This is a genomic window from Actinoplanes sp. NPDC026619, from assembly GCF_040638295.1.
Lineage (GTDB): Bacteria > Actinomycetota > Actinomycetes > Mycobacteriales > Micromonosporaceae > Actinoplanes.
In genome coordinates this window covers 1,034,860-1,052,383 of sequence record NZ_JBEZYA010000001.1, presented here as the reverse complement: position 1 = coordinate 1,052,383, position 17,524 = coordinate 1,034,860, and the positions used below count along the sequence as shown (strand labels likewise).

The following is a 17,524-nucleotide window of genomic DNA, read 5'->3' as shown; positions in this document are numbered from 1 at the left end:
AGCGCCGTCAGCGGCCGATGCGGGCGAGGTAGCCGGTGATGTCGGCCGGGTCGCCGGTCACGCATCCGATGTAGTTGTCCGGGCGGACCAGGAACAGCGTCGGTTCCCGTACGTCATAAGCAGCCGTCGCCGCCGGATCGGAGATCCGATGAGCGGGTTCGAAGGGCAGCTCGCCGTCCCAGCCGAAAGCGAGCAGCGTGGCGTGCGGACCGCGCAGCAGGTCGAAGATGCGGCCGCCGCCGGGCAGCGGGAAATCGGGCGCGCGGTCACCGGCCCGCACCAGGCCCGGCGCCGCCCGGTGCTCGGCGGACAGCGGCCCGCCCCGGTAGTTCAGCGAGAGCTGGCGCAGCACCGGGTCGTCGCGGCGCATCGCATCCTCCTCGCCGTCGACGTGGCGCTGGTGCAGCCGAGTGCTGATGCCGAGCACGCCCGCGGCGACCGGGAGGCGCTCCGCCTCGTACGTCTCAAGCAGTTCGTCCGTGGCCGTCGCGAGTTTCCAGCCGAGGTTCCAGGCGTCCTGGATGCCGGTGTTGAGGCCCTGGCCGCCGGCCGGGGAGTGGACGTGCGCGGCGTCGCCGGCGAGGAAGACGTTGCCCACGCGGTAGCGGGCGACCATCCGGATGTTGGCCCGGAAGTGCGACGTCCAGCCGACGTGGGTGACCGTGAGCGAGGGGTCGACCGAGGCGACCAGCTCGTCGACCGGCAGGTCGGACGGCGGGTCGGACGGCGGGGCGGTGAGCTGGAAGTCGTCGGTGCCGGGGAGCGGGCACAGGCCGAGGCGGAACGATCGGGCGTCGGCGCCGGGCCAGATGTGCCAGTTGTCGCGGTCGAGGCCGTCGATCCGCACGTCGGCGATGAACAGCCGTTCGGTCTCGTGGGTCTCGCCCTGGAACGGCACGTCGAGCAACTGCCGCACGGTGCTCCGCCCGCCGTCGCAGCCGACCAGATAGCGGCAGGTCAGGGTCTCACCGGTGTCGAGCGTGACGTGCACGCCGCCGGTGTCCTGAGTGAAGCCCGCCAGGCCGGTGCCGTATTCGATCGGGAGGCCCTCGGCCAGCAACTCCGAAGTTCGCCACTGCGGGACCATCAGCAGATTCGGGTACGGCACGGTGGGCGCCGGATCGTGCAGCTCGTCCATCCGCTGCCGCATGAATTGCCCGCCGGGCAGGTGGATGAGCAGCTCAGGGTAGTCGCCGCCGTACTTCTGGAAGCCGGCGATCAGGCCGAGGTCGTCGAGGATCTCCTGGGTGCGGGGTTGCACGCCCTTGCCCCGCGAACCGGTGAACGGCGACGTCTCCTTCTCGACGAGGCGGAACGGGACGCCGCGGCGCTGGAGCTCGCGAGCGAGGGTGAGGCCGGTGGGTCCGGCGCCGGCAATCATGATGAATTCAGATTCAATGAACATGGATTCACCGTACGGCTGATTGATATCCTGCGTCAATGGCGGAATGGGGTGTGCGCAAGCAGCGGGCGGCGCAGACCGAGGCGGAGCTCAAGGCCGCGGCGATCCGGGTGTTCGAGCGGGTGGGTTACCTCAACGCCAAGATCACGGACATCACGGCGGAGGCCGGGCGCGCGACCGGCTCGTTCTACCAGCACTTCACGAGCAAGGAGAAGCTGCTCGAGGCGCTGCTGGCCGACCTGCTGCGGGAGGGCGACGAGTCAGCCGCCCGCGAGGAGCACAGTGACGACTTCGCCGACCGGGCCGCGGTGCGCTATCACGTGGCGGCCTTCTGGGGCTTCTACCGGCGGCATCGGGTGGTGATGGACGCGCTGCGGCAGGCGGCGATCGTCGACCCGGAGTTCGAGCGGGTGGTGCAGTCGATGATGGCGCCCGATCGCGAGCACATCGCCGCCCACCTGGCGAAACTCGACCTGCCGGGAGCGCCGCTCGTCGTCGCGTCGATGTTCAACGCGCTGGTGTACACATTCGCGGCGGAATGGATGTCGAAGATGCCGGATGACGAGGCCATCGAGACGCTGACCTCGTTCATCCATCGAGGCATCGGGGGCAGCGGCCGGTGAAAGCCGGGCCGGGCACGCCATTGTGCCCGGCCCGGAGATCAGCGGTTGCGCAGTGCCTTGCGGTAATCCGTGTTCAGCCGGCCGATGAGGGTCAGCGGAATGCCCTTCGGGCAGACCGTGGTGCACTCGCCGGCGTTGGTGCAGCCGCCGAAACCGGCGTCGTCCTGCGCCTGCAGCATGTCGAGCACCCGGGTGTCCCGCTCCGGCTGGCCCTGCGGCATGAGGCCCAGGTGGGCCACCTTCGCCGCGGTGAACAGCATGGCCGAGCCGTTCGGGCAGGCCGCCACGCATGCGCCGCAGCCGATGCAGGTGGCCGCCTCGAACGCCAGGTCGGCGTCCTTCTTCGGCACCGGCGTCGAGTGCGCCTCGGGAGCGGCGCCGGTCGGGGCGGTGATGTAGCCGCCGGCCTGGATGATCCGGTCGAAGGCGGTGCGGTCGACCACCAGGTCCTTGATGACCGGGAAGGCGGCGGCGCGCCACGGCTCGACGTCGATCACGTCGCCGGACTTGAAGTGCCGCATGTGCAGCTGGCAGGTGGTGGTGGCCCGCTCGGGACCGTGCGCCACACCGTCGATCACCATGCTGCACATGCCGCAGATGCCCTCGCGGCAGTCGTGGTCGAACGCGATCGGGTCGTCCCCGTCGAGGATCAGCTTCTCGTTGAGGACGTCGAGCATCTCCAGGAAGGATGCGTCGGGGGAGATGTCCTTGACGTCGTACGTGACCATGCGGCCCTTGTCTTTTTCTGAAGACTGGCGCCACACACGAACCTGGATGTCCATTACTTGTAGCTCCGGGTGCTCGGGTGGACGTACTCGAATTCGAGCTGTTCCTTGTGCAGGATCGGCTTGCCGGACTCGTCGGCGTAGCCCCACGCGGCGACGTAGCTGAACTCGTCGTCGTGGCGCAGCGCCTCGCCGTCCGGGGTCTGCGACTCGGCGCGGAAGTGGCCGCCGCAGGACTCCCGGCGGTGCAGCGCGTCGATGCACATCAGCTCGCCCAGCTCGAAGAAGTCGGCGACCCGGCCGGCCTTCTCCAGGTTCTGGTTGAGCTGCTCGCCGGTGCCGGGCACCTTGACCCGCTGCCAGAACTCGTCCTTCAGGGCGCGGATGAGGCCGATGGCCTTGGTCAGGCCCTCCTCGGTGCGCTCCATGCCGCAGTACTCCCACATGATGTGGCCGAGCTCGCGGTGGAAGGAGTCGACCGTACGGTCGCCGTCGATCTTCAAGAAACGGTCGATGCGGTCTTCGACGGCTTTGCGGGCCGCGACGACCTCCTCGTGATCTTCGGCAACCTTCTCGTAGGGACCGCTCGCCAGGTAGTTACCCAGCGTCGTCGGCAGCACGAAGTAGCCGTCACCCAGGCCCTGCATCAGCGCGGACGCCCCGAGCCGGTTGGCGCCGTGGTCGGAGAAGTTGGCCTCGCCCACCACGAACAGCCCGGGGATCGTCGACTGCAGGTCGTAGTCGACCCAGAGGCCACCCATCGTGTAGTGCACCGCGGGATAGATCCGCATCGGCGTCCGGTACGGGTCCTCGCCGGTGATCCGCTGGTACATCTCGAACAGGTTGCCGTACTTCTCCTCGACCGCCTTCTGGCCGAGCCGGCTGATCGCGTCCGCGAAGTCCAGATAGACGCCGAGCCCGCCGGGGCCGACGCCGCGGCCCTCGTCGCAGACGTTCTTGGCGGCCCGGGACGCGATGTCGCGGGGCACCAGGTTGCCGAAGGCCGGGTAGATCCGCTCGAGGTAGTAGTCGCGCTCCGCCTCGGGAATCTCGTTCGGTGCCCGCTTGTCCCCGGCGGCGAGCGGCACCCACACCCGGCCGTCGTTGCGCAGCGACTCGCTCATCAGCGTGAGCTTGCTCTGATGCGTGCCCGACTCGGGGATGCAGGTGGGGTGGATCTGGGTGTAACAGGGGTTCGCGAACAGCGCGCCCTTGCGGTGCGCCCGCCACGACGCGGTGACGTTGCAGCCCTTGGCGTTGGTGGAGAGGAAGAAGACGTTGCCGTAGCCGCCGGAGGCGAGCACGACCGCGTCGGCCATCTCGGTGGTGATCTCGCCGGTGACCATGTCGCGGACCACGATGCCGCGGGCCTTGCCGTCCACGATGATCAGCTCGAGCATCTCGTGCCGGGCGTTCATCTCGACGTTGCCGAGGCCGATCTGCCGCTCCAGCGCCTGGTAGGCGCCGAGCAGCAGTTGCTGACCCGTTTGCCCGCGGGCGTAGAACGTGCGCGACACCTGGGTGCCGCCGAAGGAGCGGTTGTCCAGCAGTCCGCCGTACTCGCGGGCGAACGGGACGCCCTGCGCCACGCACTGGTCGATGATGTTCACCGAGACGCCGGCCAGCCGGTACACGTTCGACTCGCGGGCGCGGAAGTCGCCGCCCTTGACGGTGTCGTAGAAGAGGCGGTAGATCGAGTCGCCGTCGTTGCGGTAGTTCTTGGCCGCGTTGATGCCGCCCTGTGCCGCGATCGAGTGCGCCCGGCGCGGGCTGTCCTGGTAGCAGTACGACTTGACGTGGTAACCGGCCTCGGCCAGGGTCGCCGCGGCCGAGCCGCCGGCCAGGCCGGTGCCGACCACGATCACCGTGAGCTTGCGGCGGTTGGCCGGGTTGACCAGCTTGGCGGAGAACTTGCGGCGCTCCCAGCGGGTCTCGATCGGCCCGTCCGGGGCGGCAGTGTCGGCGATCGGGTCGCCGTCGTTCCAGAAGTCAGTCATTCAGTCCACCAATCCGGTGAGGACCGCGAACGGCACGCTCAGGTAGCCGACGACCAGGACCAGGGACAGGACCAGGGCGGACAGCCGGGCGATCCGCTCGCCGCGGGCGGTCTGCTGGCCCAGGGTGCGGGCCGCGCTGAAGATGCCGTGCCGAAGGTGGAAGCCGATCGCGATGATCGCCACCGCGTAGAGCAGCGTGATGTACCAGCGGCCGGGGGCGAAGTCGGCCACCACGTTCGCGTACGGCTTGCCGTGCTCCGCGTTCGGGTTCAGCGTCAGCGTCGTCAGGTCGAGGATGTGGTAGATCACGAAGAGCAGGATGATCACGCCACCCCAGCGCATCGTGCGGGCCGCGTAGCTGCCCTGCACCTTGGGCCGGTGCGCGTACTTGACCGGGCGGGCCGCGCGGGCCCGGCGGGCCAGGATGGTCGCCGACACGATGTGCGCGATGACCGCGATCGTCAGCCCGCCACGCTGGATCCACAGGAACCAGCCGTAGGGCAGCAGCGGCTCGGCGATGGTGCGCAGCCAGTGTGCGTAGTGATCGAACGTGGTCGCCCCGAAGAAGATCTTCAGGTTGCCGATCATGTGCAGGAACAGGAAGAGGACCAGCAGGATGCCGGTGACTGCCATGATGATCTTGAGCAAAACGGACGAGGTCCGCTTCGTCTTCCGAACCGGGGCAGGAGCAGCCGCTGCCACCTTCGGAGTTCTCGTGTCTACCGCCACAACTGTTGACGGTAGAAAGCCTCTGGCTCATTCGTCCAATGCATGATCGGCTCACTGACCATAGCGATAGGCTATGCACGTGCAGTTGCAGCAGCTCCGATACTTCCTAGCAGTGGTAGAAACACGACATTTCACCCAAGCGGCGGACCTTCTGAACGTCTCCCAGCCGACCTTGAGTAAGCAGATTCACACGCTGGAACAGAGCCTCGGCGCGCCGCTCTTCGAACGCATCCGCGGCGCCGTCGCCCTGACCGTCGCCGGCGAGACGCTGCTGCCGATGGCGCAGCGGATGGTCGCCGACGCCGACGCCGCGCGCGAGGCGGTGCAGGACATCGTCGGCCTGCGCCGCGGCGACGTGCGCCTCGGCGCCACCCCCAGCCTCTGCTCGTCGCTGGTCCCCGAGGTGCTGCGCACCTTCCGCGGCGAAAATCCCGACATCCAGCTGTACGTCATCGAGGGCAGTTCCCAGGACCTCATCGAGAACCTGCTTGCGCACACCCTCGACCTGGCCCTCATCGTGCAGCCCGACCAGGGCGTCGACCCGGCCCTGACCACCACGCCGGTGCTGCGCGAGAGCCTGGTCGTCGCGTCCGCCTTCGACCGGCTGCCGCCCACCACGCACGGTCAGATCGCTCTCTCCGAGCTCGAGCACATCCCGCTGGTCATGTTCCGGGCCGGCTACGACATCCGCGGCGTCACCCTCGAGGCCTGCCGCCAGGCCGGCTTCACGCCGAAGTTCGCGGTCGAGGGCGGCGAGATGGACGCGGTGCTCGCCTTCGTCGAGGCCGGGCTGGGGGTGGCGCTGGTGCCGAGCATGGTGCTGGCCAACCGGCCGCTGCTGCGGTCGACGCCGCTGGCGCCGCCCGGCATGCGCCGGACGATAGCTCTGGCGCATCGCAAACGGTCCGTGCTTCCCCATGCCGCCGAGGCTTTGCGTACGACGTTGCTGGCACACGTGGCCACCGAGGAACTGCCCTCCGGCGTACGCCCGCTCTAGAAGCGCGCGCCTTCCCGGAAGCGCTCGAAGAGCGCGGTGTCGCCCTCGACGTCGGTGGCCGCGCGCCGCCGGTTGAGGATGAGCAGCAGCTCGGCGACCGGGGCCGCGACCGTGACGTCGGCCTTCTCTCCGCCCGGCTGCCAGCGCAGCCCGTCCGGGGTCAGCGTGACCTGCCAGCTGTCCCCGGTGTCGGTGGCGCTGAGTCGCAGTGTCTCGCCGGCGCCGGTCAGTTGCGGGAACATCTCGAAGGTGAGCAGGAGGTCAGCGATGCCGTCCGCGGCCACCTCGGGTGCGAGATCGGCGCTTGCGGCGCCGGCCTCGCCGCCCTCCCCGTCGAGGCGATGGATGATCAGGTCGTGCAGCATGCGGCGCTGCCAGAAGCCGGCCGTCTGATGCTGCGGACGCCACGTCCAGAGCTCGGCGCCGAAACCGAAGTCGTCGACCGCGGCATTGAGCCGCCGCGCCCCGGCCGCCAGCCAGCCGGCCCACTCGCCCTGGTCGCCGGGCGCCTCGATGCGCACGTAGTCGGGCCGGCGGTCGCAGCGCTGCTCGATGGCGCCGGCGGCGAACCGGTGCCCGGTGCCGACGTGGGTGACCAGGTCACGGGTCGTCCACTCGGGACAGTCGGGCACGATCGCGTCGGCCGGGCGGCTGGTGACGGCCGCGCCGAGCCGGTCGGTCTCGGCGATCATCTCGGCGGCATAGCGTTCGGCGGGCAGCCATTCCATGCCCCGACCCTAGTCGTCCACCCGTAGTGGAATCTGCCCCGAGAGCTGGACGTACGCCGCCCGGATCTCGGCCGGGGTGCGCCACAGCACCCGGGCCATCCGCTCGATCCGGCGCCGGTCGATCACCCGGGCCGGGTCCAGTTCGGACTGGCCGCCCGACCGGTGCTCGGTGAGCAGATCGCGCTCGAACTGGTCGGGCCGGGCGCTGGTGAACGCGGTGGCCCAGAGCTGCCGTACCCGCCACGACGGCGAGACCAGCCCGATCCGCACCAGCCGCCGGGCAGCGGGATCACCGGCCGCGGCCAGCGCGCCGATCAGCGACCGCCGCCCGGCCGCGTTGCTCTCCGCCATCCGTTCCCGCAGCGCGTCGAGCGGGCCCCGGTCGCCGAGCGCGGCCAGGCCGAGGGCCGCGACCTGGCGGACGTCGGGGTGCACGTCGGTGGTGGCCGCGGCGAGGGCGGAGCGGGCCGGCGGCGCACCCAGCCGGTAGAGCGCGCCCGCGGCATGGCTGCGCACCCGCGGCGCCGGATCGCCGCGCAGCATCTGGATCAGCGGTCCGACGGCGTCGAGATCGCCCAGGTCGGCAAGGGACCGGGCGGCCTCGGCGCGCACCGTGCTCTCGGCGTCGGCCAGCGCCACCCGCAGCCGCGACGCCCAGGCCACGTCGCGGGCGTGCCGGATCTCCGCGATCGCGGTGAACCGCACCGCCGGGTACGGATCGTCGAGCGCCGCCGCCAGCAGCGGCAGCGCCTCCGGGCCGTCCAGGCGGGACAGCGCCTCGATGGTGATGGCGCGCTGATCGCCGTCGATCTCGCTCAGCAGGGCACGCAGCCGTGGCGCGGCGGCCCGGTCGCCGATCAGGCCGAGCGTCCACACCGCCGCCGTCTGCACGTCCTTGTGCGGGTCGTCGAGCAGTGGCAGCAGCTCCGCGGCGGCGCAGTCCTCGTCCAGCGCCCAGATCGCGCCGCGCCGCACGTCGGGGTGCGGATCGGCCAGCATCGGGAGCAGGGCCTCGAGGCGGTCGGCCGGGCCGAGCACCGCCATCGCCTCGGCCGCGGCCGCCCGGACCTGCGGGTGCGAGTCGCTCAGGAACGCGCGCAGCGCCGGTCGCGCGGCCGGCTGCCCGCCGTGGTCGAGGGCGACGGCGATCTCCCGGCGGACCTCGGGCGCGGGGTCGGCGGCGCGGGCGATCAGGACCTCGGCGGCCCGGCCGGAGTCGAGGCTGCCGAGGGCCTCGGCGGCGGCGCTGCGGACGGCCGGCTGGGGGTCGGCGAGCAGCCCGGTCAGCGGTCCGATCGCCGCGTCGTCGAGCAGCAGCCCGAGGCCGGTCGCGGCGCGGGCCCGCACCGTCGCGTCCGGGTCGTCCAGTCGGGCGGTCAGCACCGCCCGCGCGCCGGTGGCCCCGGCCGCCCCGAACGACTCGAGGGCGCGCGCCCGGACGTCCGGGTCGTAGTCCGCGGCCATCCGCAGCAGCCGGGCCCGGACGGGCTCGCCGTGGGCCTGCCCGAGCGCGGTCGCGGCCGCGGACCGCATCGCCGCGGTCTCGTCGGCGGAGGCGGCGGCCAGCAGCAGCTCCCGCGCCCGGTCGTCGCCGTAGTTGCCCAGCGCCACCACGGCGGCCCGGCGCACGTCCGGGGCGGGGTCGGCGACCGAGACGGCGATCGCGGCGAACTCGGAGTCCAGCCGAATGGCGCCCAGCGAGGCGATCGCCCGGGCGCGGACCTTCCCGCTCTCGTCCCCGGCCAGCGCGACCAGCGCGGTCGCGGCCCGGGTCGTCGCGAAGATGTCGAGCACCCGGGCGGTCTGCGCGCGCACCTCGTCCACCGGGTCGGCGACCAGGCCGAGCAGGCGGTCCAGGGCCGCGTCGTCGCCGAGGGCATGCAGCGCGTCCGCCGCCTTCTCGCGCAGGTCCGGATCGGACGAGGCGGCCGCCTCCTCGATCACCGACCGGTCGGCCGGGTCGGCGCCGCCGAGCTCACCCAGCACCCGGACCGCCCACGACGTCGGCCGTTCGCCGCTCAGGTGCCGGCGGACCACGTCGCGGGCGCGGCGGTCGCCCAGCGTGCCGAGCGCGAAGATCGGCCAGAACGCGCTGTCGCCCATCGCCTCGACGGCCGACATCAGCTCCGGGACCGGCCGGCCGTCGCCGAGCTCGGCCAGCGCGTCGATCAGGTACCAGCGCAGCTCGCCCTCGGGCCGCCGGGCCAGGGCGGCGAGCAGGGGCGCGACCGCGGCGCTGTCCCCGATCTTGCCGAGGGCCTGGGCGACGCGGTAGCGGACCCGTTTCTGCGGGTCGTCCAGCGCGGCGATCAGCGGACCGGTCGCCGGGCTCTCACCGAGCTCGCCGAGCGCCTCGGCGGCCGCGGCGCGCACCTCCGGGTCCCGGTCGGACAACCGGGGCAGCAGCACCGGCGCCGCCGCGGAGCTGCGCAGCCAGCCCAGCCCGGCCACGGCCGCCACCCGGACCGCCGGGACGTCGCTGCCCACCGCCCGGATCAGGGCCGGCAGCGCGGATTCCGAGCCGGAGCGGCCGAGCAGCAGCAGCGCCTTGATCTGGTTGGCCGGGTCGGCGTCACCGGCCGCCTCGGTCAGCGCCGGGACCGCACCCGGCCAGCGGCGCGGCCCGACCACCTCGATCAGCGACAGTCTCGTCGAGATGTCGCTGCCGTCGGCGACGGCGATCATGCGATGCAGGTCGCCGTCGCGCCACCAGCAGTCGTCGAACGGCAGCTGGATCCGCAGCAGGGTCCAGGCCGCCGCGCCGGCCGCGAGCGGATCGGGCCGCTCCAGCAGGTCGAGCAGGGCCTGCACCGGCTCGCTGCCCGGCCCGTCGTTCGGCAGCTCGGCGGCCTCGAAGGCCAGCGCCGCGGTCACCGCCCGGTCGTCGTCGGCGGCCAGGTCGGCGAGGAACGACTCGGCCGTGGGTTCCTCGCCCCGGAACGCCCGCCGCTCCACCAGCACCTCGCCGATCAGGCCGCCCAGCGTGGGAACCGCGCCGGGACCGCGCGACCGCAGCTCGCGGACCAGGTGGCCGACCAGGTCGTCGGCCCACGCGGTGTCGGCCAGCGCGTAGGTCACGCCGGCCGCGGCCGGGTCGGCGGGCAGGGTGGTGGCCAGCGCCCGGAGGATGCCGGCGATCACGTCGGCGCCGGCGTCCGGCTCGTCGAGCAGGCAGCGGGCGGCCAGCACCGGGTTGCGCTCGAGCACCGCCGCCAGCAGCGCGTCCACGTGGTCGCCGTGGCACATGGTCACGCACAGCCGGATGGTCTCCTGCCAGGTGTCTGCGGCCTGGTCACCGGTGTCCACCCGGGCGGTCAGCCGGCCGGCGTGGGCGGCCAGATCCTCGGTGGCCGGGTCCTCCGCCGCCCGGCCGGGGAAGTGCCCCTCCACCATGGCCTGCGCGGTCAGGTATTCCTGGAAGGTGAGGTGGCGGAACTCGACGAGCGGGGTCAGCCGGCCCGACCGGCGGACGTGACCGGTCTCGACCAGGATGCCGGTCCGCCGCTCGAGCAGGCGCAGGAAGTCCGCCGGGTCGTGCCGCTGGATCGCCCGCAGCTGCGGATATTCGGCGCGCATCCGCTCCAGCAGGTCGAGCGCCTCGTCCTCGGTCAGTTGCTGCACGCCGCGGTCGGACATCGCGTAGGCGAGATATTGCAGCTGCGGCTCGGCCTCGCGCGGGCTGACCGGCTCGTCCACCTCGGGCCGCCAGGTCAGCAGCACCTGCACCGCCGCGGCGTACAGGTCGGCGCGGTGGTCGGGCAGCCGCCCGATGCTGCGCTTCACCAGCGCCAGGGTGGTCAGCAGCATCGGGTTGCCGGTGAGCCGCTCGATCCGGTCGGTGCCGTGGATGTCGGCGATCAGCACCTCGGCCGTGCTCTGCCGGCGGTCCGGCGGCTCGGTGATCGCGCACCAGCGGCGCACGAAATCGTCCTTGGCCGGGGCGTCCAGGTCGGCGATGGTCACGTGCTCGAAGCCGCGGCCGAGCCGCCGGCCCATCTCGCGGTAGCCGACGATCCGGCTGGTGACCACGATCGGCACCCGCGGGCGCGAGATGTGCACGCGTTCCAGCAGCTCGGCGAAGCGGGCCCGGGCCCGCGGGTCGCCGATCTCGTCGAGGCCGTCGATCAGCAGCAAGGCGGTGCCGGCCTCGAGCCGCTCGTCGAGCTCGGCGCGCATCGCCTCGATCTCGGCCGGGGTCAGCTCGGCCCGGCGCAGCACGTGCCCCAGGACCTCGTCCAGCGTGCCGTCCACCTGGGCCGGCCCGAGATCACGGCAGCGCACGAGCACCGGCAGCCAGTCCTCGTCCGGCAGGGTCTCGACACCCGGCAGCTCGGCCCAGGCGGCATCGGCCCGCAGGCGCAGCAGGTACGCGGTGGCCATCCAGCGCAGCAGCGTGGTCTTGCCGGAGCCCGGATCGCCCAGCACCACCAGCCGCCGGCCGGCCGCCAGCCGGGCGCCCGGCGGTTCGAGCTCGCCGGGATCGGGTGTCGCCGAGGTCGCCCGGCCGCCGGTGACCCGGCGCTGCTCGATCGCCTCGAGGATCCGCTCCGGGTCGGGGCCGGCCTCGCTCTCCACCCGCACGGTCAGCGGCAGGAACAGGTTGCGCAGCATCAGCTCCTGAGTGGCCAGCCGGCGGTCGGCCGGCAGGTTGGCCAGGTCGATGATGTCGCAGCTGCGCAGCAGCAGGTCGCGGAACCGCTGTTCGGCGGCCGCGCTGCGACCGGCCGGCAGAGCGGCCGGGGCGGTCGGGTAGTGCTGCCGCAGGGCGGTGATCACCGCCTCGATGGCCCGGACCGGGTCCCGCCAGTACTCCGCGATGACGCCGTCCAGGGTGAGCGGCTGGAGGTAGACCTCCTGCTCGACGGCCACGCCGTAGATGCGGATCTGCGGGTCCAGCGCCCGGGCCGCGTGCACCGTGCGATGCGCCCAGCCGGTGCCCATCGCGCGGATCGTGCCGCACAGCACCACCGGGGCGCCCGCCCCGAGGGCCCGGCTGACCTCCTCGACGGCGCTCTCGCCGACCAGCACCGTGCCGCCGTGGACCACCCGGTAACCGGCCGCGGCGATCGGGGCGGCCAGCCGCGCCGCGTGCTCCTCGTCGCCGGCGGCGTGGGCGATGAGGACGGGGCGGGTCACGACTGGGCACGATACCGACATCGGGCTATGTGCGCTCCGTCGCGGGCGGGAACGGCCGGCGCTACCGCGCGCATTCGCGATATTCCGATCTTGATCGTACGGGCCACGAACTTCTCGACCTCCGTCGTCATTCCGTGTCCTTTTGCGACGGTGAGTAACTGTCGATGACAAATACTCTCCGTATCGATCAATAGAGTGGCCGAATTCGGTCGACGGACGAGCCGAATTACGCGATCCAACCTCCACCACCTGGTACTTCGTGTGATGCGAACGGCCATATGCAAGTTTCTCTGTTGCCGGACGTGAGTTCGTGGCTACTATTCGGCCTCGTTCGAAATCGACCACCTGTAATCAGCGGGCGCAGATCTTGAAGGGCGGTGTCATGTCGGATCCACAGTGGCGTGAGCAATGGCCGCCCGTGCCGGGCCACCACGTGTCGGCGGACCCATCGCCCGCGCACGATTCCGATCTCGGGGAGCAGGCCAGCCTCACGACCCGGGCGCTGCTCGCCGCGATGATCGTGGTGACCCTGATCGTGGTGGCCGGCGGCACCACCTGGTGGCTCTATTCGCAGCGGCCGGCCGGCACCGGGGAGCGGGCCGCCGCGACCGGGCCGTGCGCCGACACGCTGCTGCACGTCGTCGCCGCCCCGGAGATCGCGCCGGTGGTGCGCGAGGCGGCGCAGAGCATCAGTTCCGGCGGCGGGTGCGGGCCGATCTCGGTCACCGCGCAGGAGCCGGCCGTCACCGCGATCGCGCCCGAACAGCCCGACGTGTGGATCCCGTCGAGCCGGGTGTGGCTGCGCATCGCCCTGGTCAACGCGTACCGGACGGAGGCCGAGCCGATCGCCCGCAGCCCGATCGTCCTGGCCGCGCCGGCCCCCGTCGCCGCGAAGTTCGCCAAGGGTGACCAGACCACCTGGATGCAGCTGATGACCGGTCTTGCCGGGCATCAGATCCCGGCCGTCACCATGCCCGACCCGCTGCACTCGAGCGTCGGCATGCTCGCCGTCTATGCCATCCAGGCGGCCATGGTGCACAGCACCCCCGACGCCGGCATCGCCCAGTTGCGCGCGCTGACCTTGCGCAGCCGGCTCAAGGACGCCTCGGCCGACCCGGCCGCCCTGCTGCGCCGGGTCGCCGGGCAGACCGACCCGATCGCCGCGGCGAACGACGTGGGTGTCTTCCCGATCACCGAGCAGCAGCTCACCATGTACCAGCGCGGCGGAAACCCGGTCGCGCTCAAGGGCTCCTACCCGTCCGACGGGCTGATCGAGGCGGACTATCCGTTCGCGGTCTCCACCACGACGAAGCACCCCGAGCTGGCCGAGCGGCTGCGGGCGGCGATCAGCGTGCCGGCGCTCACCGACGCGGGTTTCCGGACGTACTCGATGCCGCGCGCCATCGAGGTCCCGGAGCGGTACGACCAGGTCATCGACCCGGCGCTGCAGTGGGCGCAGTACCGCACGCTCGAGTTCCAGGTGCTGCTGCTGATCGACTCGTCCGGCTCGATGAACAAGCCGGCCACCGACAAGACCGGCAAGGCGACCACCAAGGCCGGCCTGCTGCGGCAGTCCGGGCTGGCCGCCGCCCAGCTGTTCGGCGACGAGACCAGCATCGGCCTGTGGACCTTCAACACGCCGACACCGCAGAGCCCGGCGCACACCGACGTGGTGCCGTTCGGGCCGATCACCGCGAAGATCGGGACGACCACCCGGCGGGACGCCCTGGCCGCGGCCATCACCGGCTACACCGCGCCCAACCAGGCCGGCACGCCGCTGTTCCAGACCGTCCTGGACGCCCGGGCAGCGATGAAATCCCGGGTCAAGCCGCAGGCGATCACCCTGATCATCGTGCTGAGCGACGGCACCGACGCCGAGTCGAAGTTCGCGATGCCGAAGAAGACGTTCCTGACCCGGCTGGCGAAGGAGAGCGACCCGCAGCGGCCGGTGCCGGTGATCGGGGTCGGGTTCGGGCCGGACGCCGACATGGCCACGCTGACCGACATCGCGAAGGCGACCGACGGCAAGGCGATCGCCGCCAAGAACCCGGCCGACCTGGCCTCGGCGCTGGCCAAGGCGTTCCTGGCCGCCCACGCTCCGGCCTAGTCAGCAGCGCAGGCGTGGCTCCAGGCCGGCCGCGTCGCAGCGGCGGTCGCGATAGGTGCTCGCCAGGAAATCCAGCAGGCGCTGCACGTCGCCGAACGTCGAGGCGATCCCGAACGAGACCCGGACCGCGCCGCCGGTGGGCAGGCCGATCATGGTGAGGTAATCGTCGATCGTGCGGACGCCCCAGCGGGACGAGCCGCGCAGCCGGCGGCGGCCGATGTCGAACGCGCCCTCGCCGGCGCCCGGATTGCAGAAGCAGCCGGTGCGCAGCGACAGGCCCTCGGCGGCGGCCTCCGCGGCGACCAGCCGCTCGTCGACCACCCGGCCGTCCGGGTCGAGCAGGTTGAAGGCGACCGTGCCGCCGCGGCCGGTCAGATCGGCCGGGCCGTAGATCCGGCACATCGGCCCGCCGTTCGCGTGCCGCAGCAGGACGAGCCGCTCCAGCAGCCAGCCGGTGAGCGCGCGGACCCGCTCGCGGATGACCTCCGGGCCGACCCGGTCCAGCCAGGACAGACCGAACTCGACGTCCGGGATGTGCAGGAAGTTGAGGGTGCCGTCCTCGAACGCGGTCTCGTCCGGGGCCAGCTGATGCCATTCGGTGCCGACGCTGACCGCGGCGATCGTGCCGCCGGCGAACCACGGGCGGCGCAGCCGGGTTAGGGCGTCGCGGCGGGCGACCAGGCACCCGACGCCGGTCGGGTAGCCGAGCACCTTGTACCAGCTGATCGGGACGAAGTCCGGTTTGACGCGGCTCAGGTCGAGCGGGTTGGCCGGCAGGTAGGCGGCCACGTCGAGCAGCACGTCGTAGCCCTGTGCCTGAGCCTCACCCACCCACTCGAACGGGTGCTGGACGCCGGTGAAGTTGCTCTGCGCCGGGAAGGCGAACAGGCCCTTTCCGCGACGCAGCGCCTTGCCGACGCTCTCGCCGGTGATCCGGAGCTCGGGCGGCACCAGCGGGACGTAACGGCGGCGCCCGCCGGCCCGGCGGGCGAACTCGCGGATGCCGTTGACCGAGTTGTGGTTGTCGAACGTCATCACCAGGTCACGGCCCCGGCCGAACGGGTAGGCCTCGCCGACCAGCCGGCACGCCCCGGACGCGTTCGGCGTGAAGATCACCGCGTACTCGTCGGGCGACGCGTTCAGGAAGCGCAGGACCGCGCGCCGGGCCGAGTCGACCAGCTCGGTGGAGGCGACCGAGGCCGGGTTCTCCGAGTGCGGGTTGCCGAACACTCGCGACTGGAGCCGCTCGTGGTGGGCGCGCAACTGGGCCTGCGCGTAGACCCCGGCGCCGGTGTAGTCCAGATAGACGTGGTCGATGTGGGAATACTCGGTGGCCCGCAGTTCGTCGAGCCGTGCCGTGCCGGCGTAACCGGGGTAGCGCTCGAGGAAGGTGGGCTCAGCCACGGCGAGGCCCACGGCTCGGCCCGCAGCGCCGGCGCAGCACCAGCACCGCGCCGGCCAGGAAGAGCAGCGTCATGCCGCCGAGGATCAGCCAGTTCGGCCACGGCTCGCGGGCGAACGAATCGCCGTAGGTGGCGAGCAGCGGCGGCCCGAGCGGGGAACCGCCGTCCCGCCACAGTGTCTCGAGGCCGGCCGAGTGGCCGAGCGCCTCGAACGACCAGCGGTTGGACATCGCGTAGCTGAGCGCGCGGCCGACCGGGGCCATCACCGGGACCGGCAGGATCGCGCCGACGAACAGCACCTGCGGGAAGCACAGCATCGGCAGCAGCAGGCTGGCCTGGGCCACGTCGGAGACGCTCGCCGAGCAGAGCAGTCCGAGCGCGAGGGCGCAGGCCGAGGCGAGCAGGGCGGTCAGGTAGATCGCGGCGAACTCCCGGGCCGGCAGGGACGGGAGGCGGTCGAGGGCCCGGAGCACGGCCAGCAGGAGCAGGTCGACGGCGGCCAGCGGGGGCAGCAGCATGGCAACCTTGGCCGCCAGGTAGGGGCCGAGGCGCAGGCCGGCGAAGACCTCGCGGCGCAGGATCGGCAGCTCCGAGCAGATCTGGAGCAGGCCGTAGGTGAGGCCGAAGAAGAAGACACCGAACGCGATCCAGAACAGGATCATCACGGTGGTGGCCGGATCGGGGTGCGCCGGATCGAACGCGCCCGCCCGGAACAGCATCAGGAACATCGCCAGGATCACCAGCGGGGAGCCGATCAGGATCGCCAGGGTGAGCCGGTTGGCACCCAGGATGTCGACGTTGCGCCTGGTCAGCAGGGCGGTTTGGCGGAGCGCCCCGGGCGCCTTGCCGGCCGGACCGGCTGCCGGCTCGCCCGGCGGGGCATCCGTTGTGGATCTCGGCCACGCCGGCGCGTCCGCCAACCGGCCGTAGACGCCGGCCAGATCGGGGGCCTCGAAGTAGCCGGGCGCCTCCGCCGGTGGGCCGGCGAAGACCAGGCGGCCGCCCGGCGCGAGCACCGCCACGGTGTCGCAGCGGTCGACGTCGGGCGGGTTGTGCGTGGTCAGCACAACCGGGACGCCACCGTCGGCCAGCGCACGCAGCAGCGTCAGCAGCTCGGCCGCGGTCGCCGGGTCGAGCCCCGAGGTCGGCTCGTCGAGGAACAGGGCGCGGGGCCGCGCGAGCAGCTCGACCGCGATGCTGGCCCGCTTGCGCTCGCCGCCGCTCAGGCTGCTCACCCGGGTGTCGGCGCGGCCGGTCAGGCCGAGCACGCCGAGCACCTCGGCCACCCGGGCGTCCACCTCGGCCGGCGATGTGCCGGCCGGCAGGCGCAGGCGGGCCGCGTAGCGCAGGGTGCGGGCCAGCGGCAATTGCTGGTGGATGATGTCGTCCTGCGGCACGTAGCCGACCGCCGCGTCGGGGGCCGGCCGGCCGTCGTGGCGGACCGTGCCGGTCGCGGGCCGGCGCACCCCGGCCAGTGTCTCCAGCAGGGTGGTCTTGCCGGCGCCGCTGGCCCCGATGATCGCGACCAGCTCGCCCGGCCGCACGGCGAGCGAGATGTCGTCGAGCAGACGCCGGCCGCCGCGGACCACCTGGCCGAGCCCGATGGCCTCGATCGGCAGGCCGGGCCGGCGGGCGGCACGCGGATCGTCCACGGTGAACACTGTCAACCTGCCGGTG

11 protein-coding genes are annotated in these 17,524 nt (G+C 72.3%); 3 read left to right on the top strand and 8 right to left on the bottom strand.

Annotated features, from left to right (window positions below; translation table 11 throughout):
* Positions 1–7 precede the first annotated feature (7 nt).
* Positions 8–1,405 carry an FAD-dependent monooxygenase gene (locus AB0E90_RS04890; protein ID WP_360399206.1) on the bottom strand — a complete coding sequence of 466 codons (1,398 nt, stop codon included), beginning with the start codon at positions 1,403–1,405 and terminating at the stop codon, positions 8–10.
* Between the two features lie 35 nt (positions 1,406–1,440).
* Here AB0E90_RS04890 and AB0E90_RS04885 point away from each other — a divergent pair, with 35 nt between their 5' ends.
* Entirely contained in the window at positions 1,441–2,025 is a 585-nt protein-coding gene (locus AB0E90_RS04885) for a TetR/AcrR family transcriptional regulator (RefSeq protein ID WP_360399203.1), read from the top strand.
* A gap of 38 nt (positions 2,026–2,063) precedes the next feature.
* Here AB0E90_RS04885 and AB0E90_RS04880 read toward each other — a convergent pair whose 3' ends face one another.
* Genes AB0E90_RS04880 through AB0E90_RS04870 form a run of 3 tightly spaced genes read right to left on the bottom strand, consistent with a single transcriptional unit; the run spans position 2,064 to position 5,395 of the window.
* Positions 2,064–2,807 (bottom strand): succinate dehydrogenase/fumarate reductase iron-sulfur subunit, encoded by a 744-nt coding sequence (locus AB0E90_RS04880; RefSeq protein ID WP_360399200.1) that lies wholly within the window; start codon positions 2,805–2,807, stop codon positions 2,064–2,066.
* The gene (locus AB0E90_RS04875; RefSeq protein WP_360399197.1) at positions 2,807–4,747 is read right to left on the bottom strand and encodes a fumarate reductase/succinate dehydrogenase flavoprotein subunit; all 1,941 of its coding nucleotides are present in this window, start codon (positions 4,745–4,747) and stop codon (positions 2,807–2,809) included. The genes AB0E90_RS04880 and AB0E90_RS04875 overlap by 1 nt, the downstream gene beginning before the upstream one ends.
* The gene (locus AB0E90_RS04870; RefSeq protein WP_360399194.1) at positions 4,748–5,395 is read right to left on the bottom strand and encodes a succinate dehydrogenase cytochrome b subunit; all 648 of its coding nucleotides are present in this window, start codon (positions 5,393–5,395) and stop codon (positions 4,748–4,750) included.
* A gap of 154 nt (positions 5,396–5,549) precedes the next feature.
* Between AB0E90_RS04870 and AB0E90_RS04865 the strand changes: the two genes are divergently transcribed.
* Positions 5,550–6,473 (top strand): LysR substrate-binding domain-containing protein, encoded by a 924-nt coding sequence (locus tag AB0E90_RS04865; protein WP_360399191.1) that lies wholly within the window; start codon positions 5,550–5,552, stop codon positions 6,471–6,473.
* On the opposite strand, the gene AB0E90_RS04860 is transcribed toward AB0E90_RS04865, so the two are convergent.
* A complete protein-coding gene (locus tag AB0E90_RS04860; protein WP_360399188.1) occupies positions 6,470–7,201 on the bottom strand; it encodes a maleylpyruvate isomerase family mycothiol-dependent enzyme in 732 nt (243 codons plus the stop codon). The two genes, AB0E90_RS04865 and AB0E90_RS04860, sit on opposite strands and share 4 nt — an antisense overlap.
* 9 nt (positions 7,202–7,210) lie before the next feature.
* Positions 7,211–12,337 (bottom strand): HEAT repeat domain-containing protein, encoded by a 5,127-nt coding sequence (locus tag AB0E90_RS04855; protein ID WP_360399185.1) that lies wholly within the window; start codon positions 12,335–12,337, stop codon positions 7,211–7,213.
* Between the two features lie 382 nt (positions 12,338–12,719).
* Here AB0E90_RS04855 and AB0E90_RS04850 point away from each other — a divergent pair, with 382 nt between their 5' ends.
* Positions 12,720–14,444 (top strand): hypothetical protein, encoded by a 1,725-nt coding sequence (locus AB0E90_RS04850; protein WP_360399182.1) that lies wholly within the window; start codon positions 12,720–12,722, stop codon positions 14,442–14,444.
* Here AB0E90_RS04850 and AB0E90_RS04845 read toward each other — a convergent pair whose 3' ends face one another.
* Together AB0E90_RS04845 and AB0E90_RS04840 are read right to left on the bottom strand one after the other, a co-directional pair.
* Positions 14,445–15,848, bottom strand: coding sequence for an aminotransferase class V-fold PLP-dependent enzyme (locus tag AB0E90_RS04845; protein ID WP_360399179.1), 1,404 nt, complete (start codon positions 15,846–15,848; stop codon positions 14,445–14,447).
* On the bottom strand, positions 15,841–17,499 hold the full coding sequence (locus AB0E90_RS04840) for an ATP-binding cassette domain-containing protein (protein ID WP_360399176.1): 1,659 nt from the start codon (positions 17,497–17,499) through the stop codon (positions 15,841–15,843). The genes AB0E90_RS04845 and AB0E90_RS04840 overlap by 8 nt, the downstream gene beginning before the upstream one ends.
* Positions 17,500–17,524 lie beyond the last annotated feature (25 nt).

Bases quoted from the DNA above. Each gene is read 5' to 3' on its own strand.
- AB0E90_RS04880 (WP_360399200.1), bottom strand. From the start codon at position 2,807: ATGGACATCCAGGTTCGTGTGTGGCGCCAGTCTTCAGAAAAAGACAAG.
- AB0E90_RS04850 (WP_360399182.1), top strand. From the start codon at position 12,720: ATGTCGGATCCACAGTGGCGTGAGCAATGGCCGCCCGTGCCGGGCCAC.
- AB0E90_RS04860 (WP_360399188.1), bottom strand. From the start codon at position 7,201: ATGGAATGGCTGCCCGCCGAACGCTATGCCGCCGAGATGATCGCCGAG.
- AB0E90_RS04885 (WP_360399203.1), top strand. From the start codon at position 1,441: ATGGCGGAATGGGGTGTGCGCAAGCAGCGGGCGGCGCAGACCGAGGCG.
- AB0E90_RS04875 (WP_360399197.1), bottom strand. From the start codon at position 4,747: ATGACTGACTTCTGGAACGACGGCGACCCGATCGCCGACACTGCCGCC.
- AB0E90_RS04865 (WP_360399191.1), top strand. From the start codon at position 5,550: ATGCACGTGCAGTTGCAGCAGCTCCGATACTTCCTAGCAGTGGTAGAA.
- AB0E90_RS04890 (WP_360399206.1), bottom strand. From the start codon at position 1,405: ATGTTCATTGAATCTGAATTCATCATGATTGCCGGCGCCGGACCCACC.